The organism is Streptomyces sp. NPDC102270 (genome assembly GCF_044766405.1).
Taxonomy (GTDB): domain Bacteria; phylum Actinomycetota; class Actinomycetes; order Streptomycetales; family Streptomycetaceae; genus Streptomyces.
This window is the reverse complement of the sequence record NZ_JBIWLX010000005.1, coordinates 301,273-322,256: the sequence shown is the minus strand read 5'-3', so window position 1 is coordinate 322,256 and position 20,984 is coordinate 301,273. Positions and strand designations below refer to the sequence as shown.

The window sequence follows — 20,984 nt, the reverse complement described above, 5'->3', positions numbered from 1 at the left end:
CCGGCTCCCGGCTCCCGGCTCCCGGCTCCCGGCTCCCGGCTCCCGGCTCCCGGCTCCCGGCTCCCGGCTCCCGGCTCCCGGCTCCCGGCTCCCGGCTCCCGGCTGCAAACTTCCGGTTGCGGCCCAGGTTTTGGGATTCCGCCTCCTGCCGGGTGGGTGCCGATTCCGGTCTGGCTCCCAGTCCCGGCTCCCGCATACGGGTCTCAGCTCCCGGGCCCAGCTCCGAGTCCCCGGTTCTCAGGCTGCGGTTCCGGGGTTTCCAGGTTCTGTTCTCGGCTCCTCGGCTCCTCGACTCGTCCAAGGAGACCCGCTTGCCATAGAACCTGTGCGCACGCGCGCTGGATCACGCCACATCACTTCCGCCCCCCAGCCGACCTCTCGCCGGGCACCGCCGTCAGGATTCGTCACGTCCACACTTCGGCAGAAGCACCACGCAGGCCTGATCCACCCTGCACTCCACCAGACCACCTCCGCCCCAGCAGAAGCGTTCCTGCACCCCCAACCCTTTGACGAAGGAAGCCGCCACCCCGCTGCCGTAAGAGGTCAGCCCGCGCTCTGTTCCTCCGCCAGGATCCGGTCCAGCGCCTCATCGAGATGCGTGTCGAAATCGGCCAGCGCGGTCTCCTGCCCCAGCGGCACCAGCTTGTCGGTGCGGTCGAGGAAGGCGATGATCGGCGCCGTCGACGAGCGGAACAGGGCCTGGTCGCCGCCGACCTGAAGCCTGATCAGGACATCGCCCAGTAGGTCGGAACCGGCGGGCGCGACCCGTACATCGCCCTCCCCGCAGGGCCGCCCCACCCCGTCGATCAACAGCTCGCGACCGAAAGCCCAGGTCACCGGGGCATCGCCCGGGAGATGGAAGGTCAACCGGACCGCGTAGGGATCGCAGGCCTCGTAGCCGAGCTCCACCGGAATGCGGAAGGAGAGCTCCTCCGACACGAGAAAGCTCATCATGACCTCTGCCTGTACGGACTCGCGCATCGCCTACCCCGTCATCTGCCTTCGTCGGCCGGAACTGATCCCTCTGACATTGAGGCATCTTGCTGAACGTGAGCAACAGATCACAAGGAGTGAGTTTTCAGATACTGATAGAGATCGTGAGCGAGCCCATCAGACGACCGATCTCCTCTTGCAATTGCTGGGTGGCGGTCAGCAATCGGTCCGCCTGATGGACGGGCAGCGAAATGGCCATCGTTGACGCCGCGTTACCCAGCGTGATGGGAATCGCCGCACACACCGTCCCCAGCGCGTATTCCTGACGCTCGATCACCGGGCCCATCCGCGCGGTTCGTTCCAGGCGCCGGAGCAGGCTGTGGCCGTCGCGGACGGTGTACGGCGTGATGGACTGCACGGGGTACCGGTCGAGGTGGTCGCGCCGGGCCTCGTCGTCGAGCTGGGCGAGCAGACACTGCCCGATGGCGTGCGCATGCCCGGTCTCACGGAAGTCGGCCCACTCCTCGACTGCCGGGCTGCCGGGGCTGTCGGAGACACAGACGACCTCGATCTCTCCGTTCCGGTACTGCGCGTAGTACACCGGCACGCCGATCAGATCGCGCCAGTGCGCAAGCGCCTCGACGACGGTGCTGCGACGTTTCTGCTCGGCTCCACTGCTGCTCAGCCGCTCGGCCGCCTCCCCAAGGAAGAACAAGCCCTTGTCTCGACGCAGATAGCCCTCGTGCACGAGGGTGCGCAGCAGGTGGTACGCCGTGGGGAGCGCCAGCCCGGTCTCGCGCGCGAGTTGTTTGGCAGGGGCTCCGTGCTCGTGCTCCGCGACGGATTCGAGCAGGCGCATCGCACGCTGGACGGACCCGATCAGGGTCGCGGAGTGGGCCTGATCGGGAGGTTCGGAGGAGGGCCCCGAGTGCCGCTGGACGGGGGCTGACGCCCGTACCGGGCCCGTTGGCCGCACAGGAGCGGACGGCTGTGCGGGAGCCGACGCCTGGACCGGGTCCATCGGCCCGGCGGGAGGAGGGGGCTGTACCGAAGCCGGCGCCCGTGCGGGAGCTGCCGGCTGGGCAGGAGCTACCGGATCTGCGGGATCCGTCGGTCGTACCGAAGCCGAGGCCCGTACCGGGTCCATCGGCCCGGCGGGAGGAGGGGGCTGTACCGAAGCCGGCGACCGTCCCGGAGCTGTCGGCCGGGCGGGAGCTGCCGGGCCTCCAGGAGCCGTCGTTCGTTCCGAAGCCGTCGGCTGTGCGGGAGGCGTCGTCGAGCGGGTGTCGATCTGTGCGGGTGCGGTGTCAACCGTGGCCAAGGGGCACTCCCGGAGCGCGAGGGGGCAGCCCGTGCGGGGAACACGGGTGGGGGTGTACTCCGCTCGCGGGGTCGTCCCCGCGTCGAGTTCCGGACTTTAACGCTCCGACACGGCACGTATACGACCCGTCAGCGAAACTTCCCTCGCCCGAGGGAACGGGGGATTCCTGTTACCGGTCGCCCCGCCCGCTCCGGACGCTCACCAGTCGCTGCGCGACGAGGAGCTCGACATGAACTTCCGTACGACGTAGACGAGTCCACCGACCAGGGCCACGAAGATCAGCAGCTTGAAGAGCAGGCCGATGACGAAGCCGACAACCGTGGCTATCAGCCCGCCGAACACGACCAGGGCGATGACCGGCACCGCGACCCACTTCACCCACCACGGCAACCCCGCGAAGATCTCTCCCATCGCACTCAACCTCTCTGCAGTCCGGCACTGTCCGGCCCCTCTGGTACCGGATCCACAATGTCCTGCACCCGATGCTAGGGCCGGGACATGCCGCTGCGGGGGCCTCGCACCCCTTGTCCTCCCCTGACTGATCCCCTAGGGAACCCCGAGGTCGCAGGTCAGCTCTCCGGGGGAGAGAACACCACCATGACCCTGAGGTCCTCGCTGATGTGGTGGAATTTGTGGGCGACACCGGCCGGCACGTACACCACGCTGCCGCGCGCGACCTGGGTGGTCTCCATGCCCACGGTGATCGCCGCGCGTCCGCTCACCACGAGGTAGACCTCGTCCTGGCGGTGCGGCTGCTGAGGGTCCTGCGCGCCCGCGTCGAGTGCGTACAGGCCGACCGACATGTTCCGCTCACGCAGGAACTGGAGATACGCGCCGTCATTGGCGGCGCGCTCCGCCTCCAGCTCGTCCAACCGGAATGCCTTCATCGACTTCGTCCGCCCTCGTCGTACTCGTAACCGATCTCTTCTGCCACGATCAGACACATGAAGAATTTCCTAGTCAAGACGATCGCCAACGCGGGTGCCCTGGCGGTCGCCGTCTGGCTGCTCGACAAGATCACCCTGACTGGTGGCAGCACCGGCAAGAAGGCCTGGACGCTGATTCTCGTCGCCCTGGTCTTCGGCCTGGTGAACTTCCTGGTCAAACCAGTCGTGAAGGTGCTGACCTTCCCGCTGTTCATCCTGACGCTCGGCCTGTTCACGCTGATCGTCAACGCGCTGATGCTGCTGCTGACCTCATGGCTCGCCGACAAGCTCGACCTGAGCTTCCACGTCGAGGGATTCTGGACCGCCGTCCTGGGCGGTCTGATCATCTCGATCGTGTCCTGGGCCCTGCACGTCGTCCTGCCCGACGAGGACTGAGGAGGCATGACCTACCGGGTCTGCTTCGTCTGCACGGGCAACATCTGCCGTTCCCCGATGGCCGAGTCGGTCTTCCGCGCCCGCGTAGCGGAAGCCGGCCTGGACGGCCTGGTCGAGGTCGACAGCGCCGGTACGGACGGCTGGCACGAGGGCGACGGCGCGGACCCACGCACCGTGTCCGTCCTGGAGGAGCACGGTTACAGCGGCGTCCATACGGCCCGGCAGTTCCGCTCCTCCTGGTTCTCCCGCCTCGACCTCGTCATCGCCCTCGATGCCGGCCACCTCAGGACCCTTCGGCGCCTCGCCCCCACACCGGAGGACGCCGGAAAGGTACGGCTGCTGCGTTCGTACGACCCCGCCGCGGGCGCCGACCTCGACGTTCCGGACCCGTACTACGGGGGCCTGGACGGCTTCGAGGAGTGCCTTGAGATGGTGGAGGCGGCGAGCGAGGGTCTGCTCGCCGAGGTGCGCGAGCAGACGGAAGGACGGGTGGCATGAGGGACAGAACTGCGGACACGGGAGAGGGCACGCGCGCGGTACGGGCCGGACTGCCCGAGACGGTCAAGAACGAACCGACCCTGCCCGGTCCGGCCTTCGCCGCCCACTTCCACCTGCCCGGCGAGGTCGACGGCCCGTACACCTACGGCCGCGACACGAATCCGAGCTGGAGCCTGCTGGAACGCGCCATCGGCGAGCTGGAGGCGCCGGGGCAGGACGGGGTGGAGACGCTGGTGTTCGCCTCGGGCATGGCCGCCATCGCCGCCGTGCTCTTCTCGCAGCTGCGCGCCGGGGACACGGTCGTCCTGCCCAGCGACGGCTACCAGGTGCTGCCGCTGATCCGCGCCCAGCTCGAGGCGTACGGCATCACGGTACGCACCGCCCCGACCGGCGGCGACGCCCAGCTCGACGTTCTCGACGGCGCGCGGCTGCTGTGGATCGAGAGCCCGTCCAACCCCGGACTCGACGTGTGCGACATCCGGCGGCTCGTCGAGGCGGCACACGCGCGTGGGACGCTCGTCGCCGTCGACAACACCCTCGCCACACCGCTCGGACAGCGCCCGCTGGAGCTCGGCGCGGACTTCTCCGTCGCCAGTGGCACCAAGCAGCTCACGGGGCACGGAGACGTCCTCCTCGGGTACGTCACCGGCCGCGAGGGCGAGGCCATGGGCGCCGTCCGCCGCTGGAGGAAGATCGTCGGGGCGATCGCGGGGCCCATGGAGGCTTGGCTCGCCCATCGGTCGATCGCGACCCTTCAGATGCGCGTGGACCGACAGAACGCGACCGCGCTCGTGCTCGCGCAGGCGTTGCAGAGGCGACCTGAGGTGAGCGGGCTGCGCTACCCGGGGCTGTCCGACGACCCCTCGCACAAGATCGCGTCACAGCAGATGCGGCGCTATGGATGCGTGGTCTCCTTCACGCTGCCCACGCGTGCGCGTGCCGAGCGTTTCCTGGACGCCCTGCGGCTCGTGGACGACGCGACGAGCTTCGGCGGGGTGCGCTCGACCGCCGAGCGGCGTCGACGCTGGGGCGGAGACGACGTGCCCGAGGGCTTCATCCGCTTCTCGGTCGGGGCGGAGGACCCCGAGGACCTGGTGGCGGACGTGCTGCGGGCATTGGACGAGTCGGCCGACTGACCGTTTCAGCAGGGCTTTCACCGACGCCCGGCCATGTCCGGATACGCACAACGGACGGTCCGAGCCTCCCCCCTCGTGGCTCGGACCGCCCCGGTTCCCGCGCGCGAAGAACCGCGCGAACAAGGCTAGTTGACTCTGTGTCAGTGTCCAATCACAGTAGCGACAGAGACCTATCGACATATTTATAGTTGGGCCCCTGCCCCGGGGCCGGGAATGGGGCGGGGAGGGGGACGCCACCATGGATCTGGCCTTGCTGCGCACCTTCGTGACGGTGCACCGCTCCGGTTCCTTCACCCGCGCCGCCGCGCTGCTCGGACTGTCCCAGCCGGCCGTCACCTCGCAGATCCGCACCCTGGAACGGCAGTTGGGGCGCCCCCTGTTCCTACGGCAGGCCCGCGGCGTGACCCCCACGACCATCGGCGACGAACTCGCCCACAAGGCCGCACCTCATCTCGACGCCCTGGTGGAGATCACCGAGACCGGCCTCGACGACGAGTCGTCCTTGCGCACGTTGCATCTTGCGGGGCCTCCCGAGTTCACCGCCGAGCGGGCACTGCCCGCCCTCACCGAGTTGACCGGCGAGGACGGCCAGGGTTTCGCTCTGCGGGCCTCCTTCGGCAACGCCGAGGAGACCCTGGAGGGTCTGGCCGCCGGGCATCATGATCTGGCCATCAGCACGGCCCGTCCACGGGGTGCGCTGCTCACCGCGAGCACGCTCTGCGACGAGGAGCACGTCCTGGTCGCCGCCCCGAGCTGGGCCGACCAGCTCGGCTCAGGAGAGGCGGCCAAGGCGCTTCCGGCAATCAAGCGGGCCCCCGCGTTCGAGAACGTGCCCGTGATCGAGGTGCACGAGTCGCTGCCCTTCGTCTCGCGCTACTGGGCCTCCGTCTTCGATTGCCGCCCGGCCGCACCGGGCACCGTCGTCGTCCCCGATCTGCGCGCCGTACTCGCCTGCGCGGTCGCGGGCGCCGGGCTCGCGGTGCTGCCGCGGTATCTGTGCGCGGCCGCGCTGGAGCGCGGGGACGTCGTCGCCCTGCATGAGCCCACCGTGCCTCCGTTGCGGACGTACTTCCTGGTGGTGCGCACAGGGACGCTGGCGATGCCGCATATCGCGCGGGCGCACGAATGGCTGCTGCGGGCGGCTGTCGACTGGTGTTGAGCTGGGATTTCGCGCTCATAACCCAGCGAGCCCGGCCGGTGACACCACGCGATGTTTCACGTGGAACCATCCGGGCCACATACCCCACATGACCGTCCGACCCGTGGTCAAGCGCACCGCCCGTGCCGTCCTGCTCGACGGCGACGATCTGGTCCTGATCAAGCGCACGAAGCCCGGCATGGATCCTTACTGGCTGACTCCCGGTGGTGGAGTCGAGCCGACGGACACGACCGTCGTCGACGCCCTGCACCGCGAGGTGTACGAGGAGCTCGGTGCCAAGATCACCGACGTGGTGCCCTGCTTCGTGGACACCGTCGAGCACATCGGTGACGACGGCGGCGCCACCGGAGTGAAGGTGCAGCACTTCTTCGTCTGCCACCTGGAGTCGATGGACCTGTCCCTGCGGCACGGGCCCGAAGTGGACGAGCCCGTCGGAGAGTACGAGATCGTCCGGGTGCCGTTCACCCGCGTCGGGATCGCCTCCGTCCACCTGGTCCCGCTGTCCCTGCGGCACTATCTGGACGGCAACATCGAGGGCGTACGGGCCATGCACGCGCCGGACCTGGGCTGACCCCTCGCGAGGTCACTGGGCCAGGACGAGTTCCTCCACGGAGTCGTGGCGTATGCGGTCCGACGGGATCCCGATGGACCTGAGCGTGTCCACACCGCTGCGGATCATGCCGGGCGGCCCCGAGAGATAGGCGTCGTACTCGTGCCAGGGACCGTACTGGCGTACGGCGTCGGGGAGCTGGAGACCGGCCTGCTGGTCGACGACTGCGCGGACCGACAGCCAGGGGTGGGACTGCTGGAGCCTGAGCATCGTGTCGATGTCGTACAGGTCGTTGTCGGTGCGGGCCCCGTAGAACACCTCGACCGATCGTCGTGCACCGTGTTCGGCCAGGTCCTCGACCAGCGCCTTGATCGGCGCTATGCCGGTACCTCCGCCCAGGCAGAGCAGTCCGCTGTCGGTGGTGTGGTCCACGGTCATCGACCCGGTGGGCGGACCGAGCCGGATGATGTCGCCGGGGCGGGCCCGGCGCACCAGGGCGTTGGAGACCCAGCCCGCGGGAACAGCCTTCACGTGGAACGACAGCAGCCCGTCCGAGCGGGGTGCCGAGGCGAAGGAGTAATGCCGCCATATGCGCGGCCACCACGGCGTCTCCAGGCTCGTGTACTGGCCGGCGAGGAACGGATAGGGCTGGTCGGGCCGGACGGCGACGACGGCGACGTCCGGGATCCTCAGGTCGTGCGAGACGACCTCCGCGTACCACCAGGCCGGAGCGCGCCGTTCGTCCGCGGCTGCCGCGTCGATCATCATCTGAGAGATCCTCGTGTACGCCCGGACCCACGCCGCTTCGGTCTCCGTGTCCCAGCTGTCGGAGGCGTACTTGCTCAGCGCGCCGATGAGGCACTCTCCGACCGCCGGGTAGTGCTCGGCGCGCGTGCCGTACTTGCGGTGTCCCCGCCCCAGGCTCTGCAGGTACTCGACCAGGACCGGGGTGTTGTCGATGTGCTCGGCCGCCGTCAACAGTGCCCTGAGCAGGCGGTCCCGCTGGGCGTCCATGGCGGCGGGGAACAGCGGGCGCAGATGGGGATGGCGTACGAAGAGCAACGCGTAGAAGTACGACGTGACCTTCCCGGCGACAGGGGCGATCTCGGCCATGGTCCGGCGGATACGGACGGCGTCCGGGGAGGACGGCTGGAGAGCGTCCTGGGGCGGAGAGGAGCGCACGGGGACCAGGGGGTGCGCGGAAGCCGACCGTCCCGGGACCTGTGCCCGGTCGACCGGGGCGGGTGTCTCCTCGGCGGGTGGGACTTCCTCGCGGTCGATCTCCGTACCGGGCGGCAGTGTGGTCCGGGCTGGAGCCTCGGGCGGCACTGTGGTCTGGGCCGGCGGGTCCGTTTCGATGGCTGCCGGGGCTCCTGGAGAGGCGTCCGCCGCCGGCTGATGGCCGGAAGCGAACCAGCCGCTCCCGCCCCCGGAAGTACCGTTGTCGGCCGACATGGCGGTCGGAGCGTCCATGGTGTGCCTCGCCTCGACATCTCTCGATCGGTCTGCGGACTTCCTCGATCGGAAGATGCCTGCTTCCCCCGCAGACGGCTTGCTTTCCCCGCTCGGCGTCACGGTCGACGCGGCCACATTCATCGTCCCACCGTGTATGGATGCCCTGGCCGCATAACCACAAATGCGGGTTTTCGATCTCTCCGTCCCGATAGGCTGCATTGCCCCTCCCTCGGCCGCCACTCCGGATACAGGTGAACCATGAATGGACTCAATTACCGGGCGCGGCACACCAATTCATAGGCTTCCCACAGGTCCATGCCCTTGTAGGAGTGGGTTGAGATATCGGACAGTTGATGGTCCGCGTTGACCGCCACCGAGATCGGCACCGCGGCGAACAGGTCCTTGTCGGAGGACGAGTCTCCATAGGCAACGCAGTCGGCCCGGGTCACGCCGAACTGCTCGCACAGCAGGTCCGCGATCAGCACTTTGGCGGCGGCGCTGAGTGCTCCCGCAGGATCCACGGGCTCGGTGAAGGGGACGGCCGGAAAGCGGGATCCGTACGCGGCATGGGCTCCCCAACCGATGAGCCGTTCCACGAAGAAGGACGGTGAGAGTGACACCACCGCGCAGTAGTCGCCCCGCCCTCTGATCTCCTCCCAGACCTCACGAATGCGGGTCAACCACGGTGCGCCTTCGAAGACGGCGACGACGTGCGCCTCGGTCAGGGACGCCCACAACTCGTACACCTGCTGGGCGTATTCGGACGGGCCTATCAGTCCGGCCCCGATCGCCTGGTCGAGCGCCACCGTCTCGGCCTCAAGTCCGAGTTGCCGGGAAATCTGCACAGGTGCGCTGGTTCCATGCATCAAAGTGCTGTCGAGATCGAAGAGATGAAGTCTCGCCATGTTCCTGAGGCTAGTGGTCCATACGATCAGTGAGGCGTCCCGGGTGCTTCCGGTCGATCACCGGACGGTCGCCGTTCTTCGATGTTTCACGTGAAACACCCGGCATCTGATCGCGTGTTGTGCGCTTGTCCACGACATGGCCAAAAGCTCGTACGCACCCCGGGAAACAGGTGGACGCCGAGGGCATGCGTCGGACAGCCTGACCTGCGTGCCGACTCCTTCTCTCGCCGCTCTCCCCATCCGTCGTCTGACGCTTCGTGATCTCACGGCCTGCGCGGACCTGTCCGAGGACCGGGGGTGGCCACGCGAGGAGCACAAGTGGGGCCTCCTCCTCGCGGCCGGAAAGGGCTACGGCATCGACGACCCCGACGGAGGCCTTGTCACCGCCTGCGTGGTCACGGAGTACGGCCCCTACAGCGAGCCCGATCTGGCAGCGATCGGAATGGTGCTGGTCGCCGAACGCCACGCCCGACAGGGCATCGGCCGTCGGCTCATGCGTCACATCCTGTCCGCGATGAGCACCACCCCGCTGACTCTTCACGCGACGCCCTACGGCCGACCGCTGTACGAGGAACTGGGCTTCAAGGTCACCGGCCGGGCGGAGATGCTCCACGGACACTTCACTCCGGGCGGCCCGGCACCGACGGTGAACACGCGTGCGGCCACCGCCGAGGACCTCACCACGATTCTCCGGCTCGACGAGGAGGTGCTCGGGACGGATCGCACCCACTTCATCACCCGGCTGCCTGCCTTCGCCGATCAGTTCCGCGTCGCCGAGGAGAACGGCCGAGTCATCGGATACGCGGCCGCCTGGCCAAACATGCGCACCCATGTCGTGGGCCCGCTGATCGCCCGTGACACCGAGACGGCCCAGGCACTCATCACGTCGCTCGCCGCCGGCACCGACCGTCCCCTGCGCACCGACATCGACGTACGGCACGAAAAGCTACGAGCGTGGGCCAGAGAACGCGGTCTGGCGCCGGTCGCCTTCAACTCGGTCATGACCTACGGGATCCCGGAGCTGCCGGGCGACTGGAGCCGGCGGTTCGCTCCGCTGACGGTGGCCGCGCTCTGAGGCACGCCTGTACGACGGCACCGGTGTCCCGGAGTTTCAGTGGTGCACCACGGTCCGCTGTTCTGCGGGCGTCGCCCCTGTGACCACGGCACTGGGAGCACTGTCCCGGCGCTCCAGCGCGGCCGAGAGGAACGCGAGGAGAAGGGCCCCGGTGGCCAGGCCGGCGCCCACCAAGTTGGGGGCGGTGTAACCGAGACCGGCCGAGATGACCAGCCCGCCGAGCCAGGCGGAGAGGGCGTTGCCGAGGTTGAAGGCACCGATGTTGACGGCCGAGGCGAGCGTCGGGGCCTCGTGTGCCTGATCGAGGACCCTCTTCTGGAGCGGCGGCACGGCGGCGAAGCCCAAGGCGCCGATGAGAGTGATCGTGACGCCGGCCAGGACCTTGTGGTGTGCGGTGAACGTGAAGAGCGCGAGCACCACGGCCAGGGCGCCCAGGGAGGCGTACAGCATGGGCATCAGGGCCCGGTCGGCGTACTTGCCGCCGACGAGGTTGCCGCCGACCATGCCGAGGCCGAAGAGGACCAGCAGCCAGGTCACCGAGCCGTCGGCGAAGCCTGCCACGTGGGTCATCATCGGCGCGATGTAGGTGATGGCGGCGAAGACACCGCCGAATCCGAGGACCGTCATCGCCATGGCGAGCAGCACCTGAGCGTTCTTGAAGGCGGCCAGCTCGTGACGCAGGCGTACGCCCTCGGGCCTGGGCATGTCAGGGACGAGCCTGGCGATGCCGATCAGGCCGATGACGCCGAGGGCCGCGACGATCGTGAACGTGAGACGCCAGCCGGCACCCTGCCCGATCAGTGTGCCCAGCGGGACGCCGACGACATTGGCGACGGTCAGGCCGGTGAACATCATCGCGATGGCTCCGGCCTTCTTGTTCGGGGCCACCAGGTCGGCGGCGACGACCGAGCCGATCCCGAAGAACGCTCCGTGGGCGAGGGAGGCGACCACACGGCCGATCAGCATGACGGTGAAGGCCGGGGCGAGGGCGGAGAGCAGGTTGCCGACGACGAACAACCCCATCAGCAGCATCAGCATCCGCTTGCGGGAGATCTTGGTACCGAGGGCGGTCATCAGCGGGGCGCCGAACATGACGCCGAGCGCGTAACCGGTGACCAGGAAGCCGGCGGTGGGGATGGAGACCCCGAAGTCGTCCGCGACCTCGGGCAGCAACCCCATGATCACGAACTCGGTCGTTCCGATTCCGAAGGCCCCGGTCGCGAGGGCCAGGAGCGCGAGCGGCATGGGGGTGACACCTTCCCAAACGATTGCAGGAGCATGTTTCGCTCGAACACAATAATTGCAGACGCGCTATATATGCAAGTGGCGGCAATCTCTCCGTGCATCTGCGGCACCCGCACACGAGTGCCCCGCATAGGGTGCGGACATGGGAGATCTTGATATTCGGCCCGCCACGACGGACGACGTCTCCGCGATCGTCGGCATGCTCGCCGACGACCCCTTGGGTGCCCAGCGGGAGACCCCGGACGACCTGGAGCCCTATCTCGCCGCACTGGAGCGCCTCTCCTCCGACCCGAACCAGCATGTGGTCGTCGCGACGCGGGAGGACCGCGTGGTCGGCACGCTTCAGCTCACCATCGTTCCGGGACTGTCCCGCCGCGGTGCCACCAGATCGATCATCGAAGGGGTGCGCATCCACGCCGATGAGCGTGGCAGTGGACTCGGGTCCCGGCTCATCGAGTGGGCGGTCGAGGAATCCCGACGTCAGAACTGCCAGTTGGTACAGCTGACGTCCGACAACACACGTACTGACACCCACCGTTTCTACGAACGGCTCGGTTTCACTGCCTCACACGTGGGCTTCAAGCTGGCCCTCTGATCGTTCTCCGTGGCCATTCCTCTCTGCACAGCAACGGCGCCCTGTTTCACGTGAAACAGGGCGCCGCTCAGTCGGATCAGCCACGGGTGCCTAGCCGATGCCTCGCCACCCCTCCGGATCCACTCCACCGGGCACGGAAGCCCCCTCGTCGTACGGCTGTCGAGTGAACACGAACGAACCGAGGTCGAGGTGGTCCACGGATCCGTCAGGCCGCCGTACGGCCTTCAGGAGCTCCCCCTGGAAGTAGCCCTCCAGGCCCGTCCAGGTGCCGTCACCGTTGGCCCGGAATCGTGAACGCCGACCCGCTCCCGACAGAGGCTCCAGCGAGACCAGTCCGTCCGCCGTCAGCCGTAGGGCGAATCCATGCGTTCCCCAGTACCACTGACCCGCCAACTCCAGCTCGTGCGAATCAACTTCACGCATCGGGCGCCAGGGCTCGGGGATCCTGGGCTCCGCCTCGGCGACGATCCGTACGAGATCGGCCCCCAGGCCGGACAGCAGCGGGCCGGAGGTGCAGTTGGCCAGCACGACCGCGGCGACATCGTCCGTCACACTGATCGTGAGGTTCGCGAGGAACCCCGGCAGCGAGCCCGAATGACCCACGAGCAGGCGTCCGTCACGGTGCTGAATCTGCAACCCGAGCCCGTACGTGGCACCGTCGGCGAGCTCCCCCGTCCCGGCCGGTGCCGCGGGCGTACGCATCTCGCGCAAGGTCTCCGCGCACAGCACCCGGTCGTCGCCGTTCGCGAGGAAGACCGCGAAACGGGCCAAGTCCGACGCGGTCGACCAGAGTTGGCCGGCTGGAGCCATCCGCCCCAGGTCCTCGGAGGGCTCGGGCAGCATCACATCGGCCCACGGATGGACCGCCCAGCCGCCCGCATGCGGTGCTTCCGGACGGACACTCGTGCGGTCGAGACCCAGAGGTGCGAGTACTTCACGCCGGAGCACCTCATCCCAGGGAGCCCCGCGCAGCTTCTCGACGAGTGCTCCCAGCAGCGTGTAGCCGGGGTTCGAGTAGTGGAAGAGGCGTCCGACCGGATGCAGGAAAGGCTGCTCACCCAGTACGTCGGCGAGTTCGGGACGCAGAGCCCCTGAAGTGCGCTCCCACCAGGGTGCTGGGGACTCGGCCGCCAATCCACCGGTGTGGGCGAGGAGTTCGGCAACGGTGGCCTCCCCCGCTCCCGTGCCGGGTACGTGCTTCTCCAGCGGGTCGCCGAGGTCGATCAGCCCCTCGTCACGCAGCCGCAGGACGAGGACGGCGGTGAAGGTCTTGGTGATCGAGCCGATGCGGTACTGCACGTTCTCGTCCGGGCCGTGCCCGTCCACCGAGGTGCGCGCACCGCGCCACATGGTCCGTCCGTCCCGCACGACCGCCGCGACCAGTGAGGGTGCCCTCCCCTCTGCCTGGGCCACGGCGATCCGGTGCAGCAACGCCCGGCGCGTGCCGGGAAGCAGCTCTTCCTGAGATGTCGTCATGCCCTCAGTCCATCCCGTGGGGTGGCCGGGCGTCGACTTCTTCAGCCCTGGGGAGATGGTGGACGGTCGACTGACGGCTGCCGTCTCGAGGCCGTGTCATGTCGCGGTCGAGCATTCGGCGGACCTGGGCGGCGATGGCGGCGGATCGGTCGGGCGCGTGGTGTCCACGGTGATGACGGGGCCGCAGCCTTGATGTGGTCCTCGGCCGGCACGATGCGACGCCACACCGACATCAGGTCTGCGCCATGTCCACGAAGCGCGAGTAATGCCCCTGGAAGGCGACAGTGATCGTCGCTGTCGGGCCGTTACGGTGCTTGCCCACGATGATGTCCGCCTCGCCCGCGCGTGGCGACTCCTTCTCGTAGGCGTCCTCACGGTGCAGCAGGATCACCATGTCGGCGTCCTGCTCGATGGAGCCGGACTCACGCAGGTCGGACACCATGGGCTTCTTGTCCGTGCGCTGCTCGGGACCACGGTTGAGCTGCGACAGCGCGATCACCGGCACCTCCAGCTCCTTGGCGAGGAGCTTGAGGTTACGGGACATGTCCGAGACCTCCTGCTGACGGCTCTCGGAGCGCTTGGACCCACCGGCCTGCATGAGCTGCAGATAGTCAATGATCACGAGCTTGATGTCGTTGCGCTGCTTCAGCCGGCGGCACTTCGCCCGGATCTCCATCATCGACAGGTTCGGGGAGTCGTCGATGTAGAGCGGCGCGGAGGACACCTCGGGCATCCGGCGCGCCAGCCGGGTCCAGTCCTCGTCCGTCATGGTGCCCGAACGCATGTGATGCAGGGCCACCCGCGCCTCGGCCGACAGGAGACGCATCGCGATCTCGTTGCGCCCCATCTCGAGGGAGAAGATGACGCTGGCCAGGTTGTGCTTGATCGAGGCCGCGCGGGCGAAGTCCAGCGCGAGGGTGGACTTGCCCATGGCGGGGCGGGCCGCGATGACGATCATCTGGCCCGGGTGCAGGCCATTGGTGAGCGAGTCGAGGTCGGTGAAGCCGGTCGGCACCCCGGTCATCTCGCCGCTGCGCGAGCCGATCGCCTCGATCTCGTCGAGCGCGCCCTCCATGATGTCGCCGAGCGGCAGGTAGTCCTCACTGGTGCGCTGCTCAGTGACCGCGTAGATCTCGGCCTGGGCGCGGTTGACGATCTCGTCGACGTCGTCGTCGGCCGCGTATCCCATCTGGGTGATGCGGGTCCCCGCCTCGACCAGGCGCCGCAGGACGGCCCGCTCGTGGACGATCTCCGCGTAGTACTCCGCGTTCGCGGCCGTCGGAACGGTCTGGACGAGGGTGTGCAGATACGATGCGCCGCCGACCTTGTTGATCTCGCCGCGCTTGGTGAGCTCGGCGGCGATCGTGATGGGGTCGGCCGGCTCGCCCTTGGCGTAGACGTCCAGGATCGCCTGGAAAATCGTCTCGTGGGCGGGCTTGTAGAAGTCGTGGCCCTTGATGACCTCGACGACGTCCGCGATGGCGTCCTTGGACAGGAGCATGCCGCCGAGGACGGACTGCTCCGCGTCCAGATCCTGGGGCGGGACCCGCTCGAAAGCGGTACCTCCGCCGTCCCACTCGCCGGTGTCCCTGCCGCGGTCGTGTTGCTCGTCACGCCCCCGGCCTCCGTCGCCGCGGCGACGCGAGGAAGGCAGACGATCACTGGGACCGCTGTCGGCCCAGGGGTCGTCCAAGGGCTCGGAAATACTCACCGAGCCACCTCCTCCCGTCCGCCGAGCGGACCCTCGCCGTGCTTCTCAGTTCTACGGCACGGCACTGACAAATGAGACGCCCAACTCCGGTTCTGGCGCGTCGGTTTTGTGATGGTTTCCAGGCCGACGGACGGAGTGGGCGCCGGTCCACCGTAGGCCCGCGGGCACCGTCAGCCAATCTGGTTATCCACAGGCCATGTGGACGACGGCCCGGATGCTGTGGAGAACTCCGCAAAACCTGTGCACGACCCGGTGGACAGCCCTGTGAACAAGCTCGCCGCCCTTCTCGTAAACCTGCGCTGACCTGCATCTTCGTCGTCCACCGGCTGTGCAGGAGAAAAACTTTCCCGGTCGGCTCAAGATCAGTTCGAACTGTACACAGCGACAGGCACCCCACGAACGCGGGTAAGGGTCTAATCTCCATTGCATCTCTTACCTGTGGACGATTAGATTGGTGCACATGACACAGGCGTCCGCGACCCCCAAGGCCACCCGACGAGAGCACGACCGCGAGATCGTCGCCCTCGCCGTTCCGGCCTTCGGCGCGCTCGTCGCCGAGCCTCTCTTCGTCATGGCCGACAGCGCGATCGTCGGCCATCTGGGCACCGCCCAACTCGCCGGCCTCGGCATCGCCTCGGCTCTCCTGACGACAGCCGTCAGCGTCTTCGTCTTCCTCGCCTACGCCACCACGGCTGCCGTCGCCCGCCGTGTGGGAGCCGGCGATCTCCAGGCAGCCATCCGCCAGGGGATGGACGGCATCTGGTTGGCACTACTGCTCGGTGCCGCTGTCATCACCGTCGTCCTGCCCGCCGCCCCTTCGATCGTCGAGCTTTTCGGCGCCTCTGACACGGCGGCCCCCTACGCGACCACCTACCTGCGGATCTCGGCCCTCGGCATCCCTGCCATGCTGGTGGTGCTCGCTTCCACCGGGGTACTCCGCGGGTTGCAGGACACCAAGACTCCGCTCTATGTCGCCATCGCTGGGTTTGTAGCCAACGCCGCTCTCAACGTAGGGCTCGTCTACGGCGCCGGCCTCGGCATCGCGGGTTCCGCCTGGGGCACAGTCATCGCCCAGTGCGGCATGGCCGCCGCCTATCTCGTGGTCGTCGTCCGCGGAGCCCGCAGGCACGGCGCATCTTTGCGCCCTGACGCCGCCGGGATCAGGGCCTCCGCCCAAGCCGGTGTCCCACTGCTGGTTCGCACGCTTTCCCTGAGGGCGATCCTGATGATCGCCACAGCCGTCGCAGCCCGTCTGGGGGACGCCGACATCGCCGCCCACCAGATCATCCTGTCCCTGTGGAGCCTGCTCGCCTTCGCACTGGACGCCATCGCGATCGCCGGCCAGGCCATCATCGGGCGCTATCTGGGCGCCGACGACACCGAGGGCGCCCGCCAGGCATGCCGTCGGATGGTCGAGTGGGGCATCGCAGTCGGAGTCGTTCTCGGCGTACTGGTCGTACTCTCCCGACCGCTGTTCCTTCCTCTGTTCACCAGCGACTCCGCGGTCAAGGACACTGCTCTGCCTGCTCTGGTGATCGTGGCTCTCTCTCAGCCGATCTGCGGTGTCGTCTTCGTCCTGGACGGCGTTCTGATGGGAGCGGGCGATGGACCGTACCTCGCCTGGGCCATGGTGATCACCCTGGCCGTCTTCGCCCCGGTAGCACTGCTCGTGCCTGTACTGGGCGGCGGACTCACCGCACTGTGGGCAGCGATGACACTGATGATGGTGATCCGCATGCTGACGCTCTGGCTGCGAACCCGTTCAGGCCGCTGGATCGTCACCGGCGCGACCCGCTGACCGTTTCACGTGAAACATCGTGGGCCGTCACGTTTCACGTGAAACACCACGCACTCCACGATGGCTTGTGGCATGCAAGAGGGGCCGTACCCATGGGCACGGCCCCTCTCACCACTGCTCAAGACAACCGCAGCCGTCAGGCCGCGACAACCTCGATGTTGACCTTGGCGGCAACCTCGGGGTGCAGACGCACGGACGTCTCGTGGGCGCCCAGGGTCTTGATCGGCGAGCCCAGCTCGATGCGGCGCTTGTCGACCTCGGGACCACCGGAAGCCTTGATCGCGGAAGCGATGTCGGCCGGGGTGACGGAACCGAAGAGACGACCGGCGTCGCCGGAGCGGACGGCCAGGCGGACCTTGACGCCCTCGAGCTGCGCCTTCACCTGGTTGGCCTGCTCGATGGTCTGGATCTCGTGGATCTTGCGAGCACGACGAATCTGCTCGACGTCCTTCTCGCCGCCCTTGGTCCAGCGGATCGCAAAGTTCCGCGGGATCAGGTAGTTGCGAGCGTAACCGTCCTTGACGTCGACGACGTCGCCCGCGGCACCGAGGCCGGAGACCTCGTGGGTGAGGATGATCTTCATTAGTCGGTCACCCTTCCCTTATCGCGCGGTGGACGTGTAGGGCAGCAGCGCCATCTCACGGCTGTTCTTGACGGCCGTGGCGACGTCACGCTGGTGCTGCGTGCAGTTGCCGGTCACGCGGCGGGCACGGATCTTGCCGCGGTCGGAAATGAACTTCCGCAGCATGTTCGTGTCCTTGTAGTCCACGTACGTGACCTTGTCCTTGCAGAAAGCGCAGACCTTCTTCTTAGGCTTGCGCACAGGCGGCTTCGCCATGGTGTTTCTCCTGTGTGATCAAGAAGTGTGGGTACGACCCACCCCTCGGCCCGAGGCCTAGAAGGGGGGCTCGTCCGAGTAGCCGCCGCCACCGCCGCTGCCGCCGGAGTTTCCACCCCAGCCGCCGCCGCTGCCGCCGCCCTGGCTGCCACCGGCGGGGGTGCCGGTCGCCCAGGGGTCGTCAGCGGGAGCGCTGCCGCCCTGCTGACCACCGCCGGGGCCACCGCCCCAGCCGCCGCCACCCTGGCCACCGGCGCCACCGCCACTGAAACCGCCCTGGCCACCACGACCGGCACCGCCGGCCGTCTTGGTGACCTTGGCCGTGGCACTGCGCAGGCTGGCGCCGACTTCCTCGACGTCCAGCTCGTAGACCGTGCGCTTGACGCCCTCACGGTCCTCGTAGGACCGCTGCTTCAGCCGGCCCTGCACGATGACGCGCATGCCTCGCTGGAGCGACTCGGCGACGTTCTCCGCCGCCTGACGCCAGACCGAGCAGGTCAGGAACAGGCTTTCGCCGTCCTTCCACTCGTTCGTCTGACGGTCGAAGGTGCGGGGGGTGGACGCGACACGGAACTTCGCGACCGCCGCACCGGAAGGGGTGAAGCGCAGCTCGGGGTCATCGACAAGATTGCCGACGACCGTGATGACGGTCTCGCCTGCCATGGGGAACCTCTCGGCGGGTTTGCTCTGGCTGCTTGGTTGCTGCTACTCGGATCCCGGGATCAACTGAGCGGAAGCTCAGTGGGTCTCGGGGCGGAGGACCTTGGTCCGGAGGACCGACTCGTTCAGGTTCAGCTGGCGGTCGAGCTCCTTGACGACCGCAGGCTCGGCCTGCAGGTCGATGACCGAGTAGATGCCCTCGGGCTTCTTCTTGATCTCGTACGAGAGCCGACGACGGCCCCAGGTGTCGACCTTCTCCACCTTGCCGTTGCCCTCACGGACGACGGAGAGGAAGTTCTCGATCAGGGGGGCGACAGCGCGCTCCTCCAGATCGGGGTCGAGGATGACCATCACCTCGTAGTGACGCATGTGGAACCCACCTCCTTTGGACTCAACGGCCACGGTCGTTCCGTGGCAGGAGGGTTGTGATGCGTACGCAACGGTATCGGCCGCCACTGACAATCGGGGCTTCCTCGCGGTAGCTCCGGTCGTGACATGGGCAGACACCGTGCAGACGGTACAGACTACCCGCACACCGGCTTCCGGTTGAAATCCGGCCCCGAGGACGGTCACTCTGTACAACATCGGGTGTGTATGGCGCTACCATGCGCCGTCTTCCGCAGGAGGTGCCCTATGGCACAGGCAATGCGACCCAACACCGCCGGAGGCCTTTTCGCCACGGACGGAAAGTCCCATCCGCTCCAGCACACGCTGCTCGCGGTGACCCTGGTGCTGGGCATCACGGCGTTCGTCTCGGCGATGTTCCACAACCTGCACCTGCTCAGCTCCTGGACCGGCCTGGTGGGCATCCTCACCGGTGCCTACGGCCAGTGGGTATCGGAGACGACCCGGGAGCGCTTCGGACTGATCCTGGGCCTCGGCGCGGCCGCGGTCGGATTCTTCCTCGGCATGGCGCACGGCGGCCTCTTCGGCGGGGTCATCAACTGACGCCACGGGCACCGTCCCCTCAACACCACCCAAAGCACCGCGGAACGCCTCAGCAGCCCATGAGCCGGGGCGCGGGTTCCGTACGCCCAGTCTGGGCGCTCGCAAGGCGCAGTAGGCTTCGGCGCGAGAGCCGGAGCCCCTGTACCCATGGGGACACACCAGCCCGAGGAGCGCCCCACAATGAGCCTGACCCTGAGGACGATCAGTCGCGAGCAGCATCTGGCGTACATCCAGAGCCTGCCCTCGGCGAGCCACATGCAGGTTCCTGCCTGGGCAGACGTCAAGGCGGAGTGGCGCTCCGAGAGCCTCGGCTGGTTCGACGAGAGGACCGGCGAGCTGGTCGGCGCGGGTCTGGTCCTCTACCGTCAGCTGCCCAAGATCAAGCGCTACCTCGCCTATCTGCCCGAGGGCCCGGTCATCAACTGGTTCGCGCCGAATCTGACCGAGTGGCTGGAGCCGATGCTCGCGCATCTCAAGCACCAGGGCGCCTTCTCCGTGAAGATGGGTCCGCCGGTGATCATCCGGCGCTGGGAGGCCACCTCCATCAAGGCCGGCATCCAGAACCCGGACGTGAAGCGCCTGCGCGACATCGAGGCCGACTTCATCGAGCCACGCGCCTTCGAGGTCGCCGACAAGCTGCGGCGGATGGGCTGGCAGCAGGGCGAGGACGGGGGAGCCGGCTTCGGTGACGTGCAGCCCCGCTACGTCTACCAGGTGCCGCTCGCGAACCGCTCCCTGGAAGAGGTCCACAGGAACTTCAACCAGCTGTGGCGCCGCAACATCAAGAAGGCCGAGAAGGCCGGCGTCGAGGTCGTCCAGGGCGGTTACCAGGACCTCGAGGAATGGCAGCGGCTGTACGAGATCACGGCGGTGCGCGACCACTTCCGGCCCCGCCCGCTGTCGTACTTCCAGCGCATGTGGACGGCCCTCAACAGCGAGGACCCCAATCGGATGCGGCTGTACTTCGCCCGGCACGAGGGCGTGAACCTGTCGGCGGCGACCATGCTGATCGTCGGCGGCCACGTCTGGTACTCCTACGGCGCCTCCGACAACATCGGCCGTGAGGTCCGGCCCTCGAACGCGATGCAGTGGCGGATGCTGCGTGACGCCTACGCGCTCGGCGCGACCGTCTACGACCTGCGGGGCATCTCCGACTCGCTGGACGAGACCGACCACCTCTTCGGTCTGATCCAGTTCAAGGTGGGCACGGGCGGCCAGGCGGCCGAGTACCTCGGCGAGTGGGACTTCCCGCTCAACAAGCTGCTCCACAAGGCCCTCGACATCTACATGTCGCGCCGCTGATCGCGCGTTCTTCGCTTCAATAGCTCCCATACCTCTGATACACCGCAGCGACCAGAA

The 20,984-nt window shown here is 67.8% G+C and carries 23 protein-coding genes; 10 read left to right on the top strand and 13 right to left on the bottom strand.

Annotated features, from left to right (window positions below):
* Nucleotides 1-543: 543 nt before the first annotated feature.
* From ACIRP7_RS11780 to ACIRP7_RS11765, 4 genes are all read right to left on the bottom strand, one after another.
* Nucleotides 544-981, bottom strand: a complete 438-nt coding sequence (locus ACIRP7_RS11780; RefSeq protein WP_352391426.1) for an SsgA family sporulation/cell division regulator — start codon at nt 979-981, stop codon at nt 544-546.
* Nucleotides 982-1,078: 97 nt separating this feature from the next.
* Nucleotides 1,079-1,816 carry an IclR family transcriptional regulator gene (locus ACIRP7_RS11775; RefSeq protein WP_403657137.1) on the bottom strand — a complete coding sequence of 246 codons (738 nt, stop codon included), beginning with the start codon at nt 1,814-1,816 and terminating at the stop codon, nt 1,079-1,081.
* A 636-nt stretch (nt 1,817-2,452) separates the two neighbouring features.
* Nucleotides 2,453-2,665, bottom strand: a complete 213-nt coding sequence (locus ACIRP7_RS11770; protein ID WP_352391428.1) for a DUF5326 family protein — start codon at nt 2,663-2,665, stop codon at nt 2,453-2,455.
* 158 nt (nt 2,666-2,823) lie between these two features.
* Nucleotides 2,824-3,141 (bottom strand): cupin domain-containing protein, encoded by a 318-nt coding sequence (locus ACIRP7_RS11765; RefSeq protein WP_389998398.1) that lies wholly within the window; start codon nt 3,139-3,141, stop codon nt 2,824-2,826.
* A 57-nt stretch (nt 3,142-3,198) separates the two neighbouring features.
* Between ACIRP7_RS11765 and ACIRP7_RS11760 the strand changes: the two genes are divergently transcribed.
* The 5 genes from ACIRP7_RS11760 to ACIRP7_RS11740 all read left to right on the top strand — a co-directional run bounded on the left by ACIRP7_RS11760 (nt 3,199) and on the right by ACIRP7_RS11740 (nt 6,940).
* Nucleotides 3,199-3,576 carry a phage holin family protein gene (locus ACIRP7_RS11760; RefSeq protein WP_403656684.1) on the top strand — a complete coding sequence of 126 codons (378 nt, stop codon included), beginning with the start codon at nt 3,199-3,201 and terminating at the stop codon, nt 3,574-3,576.
* 6 nt (nt 3,577-3,582) lie between these two features.
* Nucleotides 3,583-4,074 (top strand): low molecular weight protein-tyrosine-phosphatase, encoded by a 492-nt coding sequence (locus ACIRP7_RS11755; protein ID WP_403656681.1) that lies wholly within the window; start codon nt 3,583-3,585, stop codon nt 4,072-4,074.
* Nucleotides 4,071-5,210 carry a cystathionine gamma-lyase gene (locus ACIRP7_RS11750; RefSeq protein WP_403656679.1) on the top strand — a complete coding sequence of 380 codons (1,140 nt, stop codon included), beginning with the start codon at nt 4,071-4,073 and terminating at the stop codon, nt 5,208-5,210. Before ACIRP7_RS11755 ends, ACIRP7_RS11750 begins: the two co-directional genes overlap by 4 nt.
* Nucleotides 5,211-5,448: 238 nt before the next feature.
* Nucleotides 5,449-6,369 carry a LysR family transcriptional regulator gene (locus tag ACIRP7_RS11745; RefSeq protein ID WP_403656676.1) on the top strand — a complete coding sequence of 307 codons (921 nt, stop codon included), beginning with the start codon at nt 5,449-5,451 and terminating at the stop codon, nt 6,367-6,369.
* Between the two features lie 88 nt (nt 6,370-6,457).
* The gene (locus ACIRP7_RS11740; RefSeq protein WP_403656674.1) at nt 6,458-6,940 is read left to right on the top strand and encodes an NUDIX domain-containing protein; all 483 of its coding nucleotides are present in this window, start codon (nt 6,458-6,460) and stop codon (nt 6,938-6,940) included.
* Between the two features lie 12 nt (nt 6,941-6,952).
* Here ACIRP7_RS11740 and ACIRP7_RS11735 read toward each other — a convergent pair whose 3' ends face one another.
* Both ACIRP7_RS11735 and ACIRP7_RS11730 read right to left on the bottom strand, forming a co-directional pair.
* On the bottom strand, nt 6,953-8,392 hold the full coding sequence (locus ACIRP7_RS11735) for a globin domain-containing protein (RefSeq protein WP_403656672.1): 1,440 nt from the start codon (nt 8,390-8,392) through the stop codon (nt 6,953-6,955).
* 254 nt (nt 8,393-8,646) lie between these two features.
* Nucleotides 8,647-9,279 (bottom strand): HAD family hydrolase, encoded by a 633-nt coding sequence (locus tag ACIRP7_RS11730; RefSeq protein ID WP_403656669.1) that lies wholly within the window; start codon nt 9,277-9,279, stop codon nt 8,647-8,649.
* Between the two features lie 208 nt (nt 9,280-9,487).
* Here ACIRP7_RS11730 and ACIRP7_RS11725 point away from each other — a divergent pair, with 208 nt between their 5' ends.
* Nucleotides 9,488-10,354 carry a GNAT family N-acetyltransferase gene (locus ACIRP7_RS11725; RefSeq protein WP_403656667.1) on the top strand — a complete coding sequence of 289 codons (867 nt, stop codon included), beginning with the start codon at nt 9,488-9,490 and terminating at the stop codon, nt 10,352-10,354.
* 36 nt (nt 10,355-10,390) lie between these two features.
* Here the strand turns inward: ACIRP7_RS11725 and ACIRP7_RS11720 are convergent, their stop codons facing one another.
* Nucleotides 10,391-11,599: an MFS transporter gene (locus tag ACIRP7_RS11720; RefSeq protein WP_403656665.1), complete on the bottom strand. Its 1,209-nt coding sequence runs from the start codon at nt 11,597-11,599 to the stop codon at nt 10,391-10,393.
* 142 nt (nt 11,600-11,741) lie between these two features.
* Between ACIRP7_RS11720 and ACIRP7_RS11715 the strand changes: the two genes are divergently transcribed.
* On the top strand, nt 11,742-12,194 hold the full coding sequence (locus ACIRP7_RS11715; protein WP_403656663.1) for a GNAT family N-acetyltransferase: 453 nt from the start codon (nt 11,742-11,744) through the stop codon (nt 12,192-12,194).
* Nucleotides 12,195-12,284: 90 nt separating this feature from the next.
* Here ACIRP7_RS11715 and ACIRP7_RS11710 read toward each other — a convergent pair whose 3' ends face one another.
* Nucleotides 12,285-13,670 carry a serine hydrolase domain-containing protein gene (locus tag ACIRP7_RS11710; protein ID WP_403656661.1) on the bottom strand — a complete coding sequence of 462 codons (1,386 nt, stop codon included), beginning with the start codon at nt 13,668-13,670 and terminating at the stop codon, nt 12,285-12,287.
* A 232-nt stretch (nt 13,671-13,902) separates the two neighbouring features.
* Nucleotides 13,903-15,381, bottom strand: coding sequence for a replicative DNA helicase (gene dnaB, locus ACIRP7_RS11705; protein WP_037707244.1), 1,479 nt, complete (start codon nt 15,379-15,381; stop codon nt 13,903-13,905).
* Between the two features lie 460 nt (nt 15,382-15,841).
* On the opposite strand from dnaB, the gene ACIRP7_RS11700 reads away from it, so the two are divergent.
* Nucleotides 15,842-17,179: an MATE family efflux transporter gene (locus ACIRP7_RS11700; RefSeq protein WP_403656659.1), complete on the top strand. Its 1,338-nt coding sequence runs from the start codon at nt 15,842-15,844 to the stop codon at nt 17,177-17,179.
* A gap of 136 nt (nt 17,180-17,315) precedes the next feature.
* Here the strand turns inward: ACIRP7_RS11700 and rplI are convergent, their stop codons facing one another.
* The 4 genes from rplI to rpsF all read right to left on the bottom strand — a co-directional run bounded on the left by rplI (nt 17,316) and on the right by rpsF (nt 19,046).
* Nucleotides 17,316-17,762 carry a 50S ribosomal protein L9 gene (rplI, locus tag ACIRP7_RS11695; RefSeq protein WP_020134131.1) on the bottom strand — a complete coding sequence of 149 codons (447 nt, stop codon included), beginning with the start codon at nt 17,760-17,762 and terminating at the stop codon, nt 17,316-17,318.
* Nucleotides 17,763-17,780: 18 nt separating this feature from the next.
* Complete coding sequence (gene rpsR / locus ACIRP7_RS11690) at nt 17,781-18,017, bottom strand: 30S ribosomal protein S18 (RefSeq protein WP_003949403.1); 237 nt, start codon at nt 18,015-18,017, stop codon at nt 17,781-17,783.
* A gap of 57 nt (nt 18,018-18,074) precedes the next feature.
* Nucleotides 18,075-18,680, bottom strand: coding sequence for a single-stranded DNA-binding protein (locus ACIRP7_RS11685; protein WP_403656656.1), 606 nt, complete (start codon nt 18,678-18,680; stop codon nt 18,075-18,077).
* 75 nt (nt 18,681-18,755) lie between these two features.
* A complete protein-coding gene (gene rpsF, locus ACIRP7_RS11680) occupies nt 18,756-19,046 on the bottom strand; it encodes a 30S ribosomal protein S6 (RefSeq protein ID WP_007383258.1) in 291 nt (96 codons plus the stop codon).
* A gap of 264 nt (nt 19,047-19,310) precedes the next feature.
* On the opposite strand from rpsF, the gene ACIRP7_RS11675 reads away from it, so the two are divergent.
* Nucleotides 19,311-19,625, top strand: coding sequence for a hypothetical protein (locus ACIRP7_RS11675; RefSeq protein WP_403656654.1), 315 nt, complete (start codon nt 19,311-19,313; stop codon nt 19,623-19,625).
* Between the two features lie 180 nt (nt 19,626-19,805).
* On the top strand, nt 19,806-20,927 hold the full coding sequence (gene femX / locus ACIRP7_RS11670) for a peptidoglycan bridge formation glycyltransferase FemX (protein ID WP_403656651.1): 1,122 nt from the start codon (nt 19,806-19,808) through the stop codon (nt 20,925-20,927).
* Nucleotides 20,928-20,984 lie beyond the last annotated feature (57 nt).

What these genes read in the sequence shown, in the direction of transcription:
- ACIRP7_RS11745 (WP_403656676.1), top strand. Translation starts at nt 5,449, where the DNA reads ATGGATCTGGCCTTGCTGCGCACCTTCGTGACGGTGCACCGCTCCGGT.
- ACIRP7_RS11730 (WP_403656669.1), bottom strand. Translation starts at nt 9,279, where the DNA reads ATGGCGAGACTTCATCTCTTCGATCTCGACAGCACTTTGATGCATGGA.
- ACIRP7_RS11710 (WP_403656661.1), bottom strand. Translation starts at nt 13,670, where the DNA reads ATGACGACATCTCAGGAAGAGCTGCTTCCCGGCACGCGCCGGGCGTTG.
- rplI (WP_020134131.1), bottom strand. Translation starts at nt 17,762, where the DNA reads ATGAAGATCATCCTCACCCACGAGGTCTCCGGCCTCGGTGCCGCGGGC.
- ACIRP7_RS11720 (WP_403656665.1), bottom strand. Translation starts at nt 11,599, where the DNA reads ATGCCGCTCGCGCTCCTGGCCCTCGCGACCGGGGCCTTCGGAATCGGA.
- ACIRP7_RS11700 (WP_403656659.1), top strand. Translation starts at nt 15,842, where the DNA reads ATGACACAGGCGTCCGCGACCCCCAAGGCCACCCGACGAGAGCACGAC.
- ACIRP7_RS11760 (WP_403656684.1), top strand. Translation starts at nt 3,199, where the DNA reads ATGAAGAATTTCCTAGTCAAGACGATCGCCAACGCGGGTGCCCTGGCG.
- rpsF (WP_007383258.1), bottom strand. Translation starts at nt 19,046, where the DNA reads ATGCGTCACTACGAGGTGATGGTCATCCTCGACCCCGATCTGGAGGAG.
- ACIRP7_RS11735 (WP_403656672.1), bottom strand. Translation starts at nt 8,392, where the DNA reads ATGGACGCTCCGACCGCCATGTCGGCCGACAACGGTACTTCCGGGGGC.
- ACIRP7_RS11770 (WP_352391428.1), bottom strand. Translation starts at nt 2,665, where the DNA reads ATGGGAGAGATCTTCGCGGGGTTGCCGTGGTGGGTGAAGTGGGTCGCG.
- ACIRP7_RS11715 (WP_403656663.1), top strand. Translation starts at nt 11,742, where the DNA reads ATGGGAGATCTTGATATTCGGCCCGCCACGACGGACGACGTCTCCGCG.
- ACIRP7_RS11765 (WP_389998398.1), bottom strand. Translation starts at nt 3,141, where the DNA reads ATGAAGGCATTCCGGTTGGACGAGCTGGAGGCGGAGCGCGCCGCCAAT.
- femX (WP_403656651.1), top strand. Translation starts at nt 19,806, where the DNA reads ATGAGCCTGACCCTGAGGACGATCAGTCGCGAGCAGCATCTGGCGTAC.
- rpsR (WP_003949403.1), bottom strand. Translation starts at nt 18,017, where the DNA reads ATGGCGAAGCCGCCTGTGCGCAAGCCTAAGAAGAAGGTCTGCGCTTTC.
- ACIRP7_RS11780 (WP_352391426.1), bottom strand. Translation starts at nt 981, where the DNA reads ATGCGCGAGTCCGTACAGGCAGAGGTCATGATGAGCTTTCTCGTGTCG.
- ACIRP7_RS11740 (WP_403656674.1), top strand. Translation starts at nt 6,458, where the DNA reads ATGACCGTCCGACCCGTGGTCAAGCGCACCGCCCGTGCCGTCCTGCTC.
- ACIRP7_RS11675 (WP_403656654.1), top strand. Translation starts at nt 19,311, where the DNA reads ATGGCACAGGCAATGCGACCCAACACCGCCGGAGGCCTTTTCGCCACG.
- ACIRP7_RS11685 (WP_403656656.1), bottom strand. Translation starts at nt 18,680, where the DNA reads ATGGCAGGCGAGACCGTCATCACGGTCGTCGGCAATCTTGTCGATGAC.
- ACIRP7_RS11755 (WP_403656681.1), top strand. Translation starts at nt 3,583, where the DNA reads ATGACCTACCGGGTCTGCTTCGTCTGCACGGGCAACATCTGCCGTTCC.
- ACIRP7_RS11750 (WP_403656679.1), top strand. Translation starts at nt 4,071, where the DNA reads ATGAGGGACAGAACTGCGGACACGGGAGAGGGCACGCGCGCGGTACGG.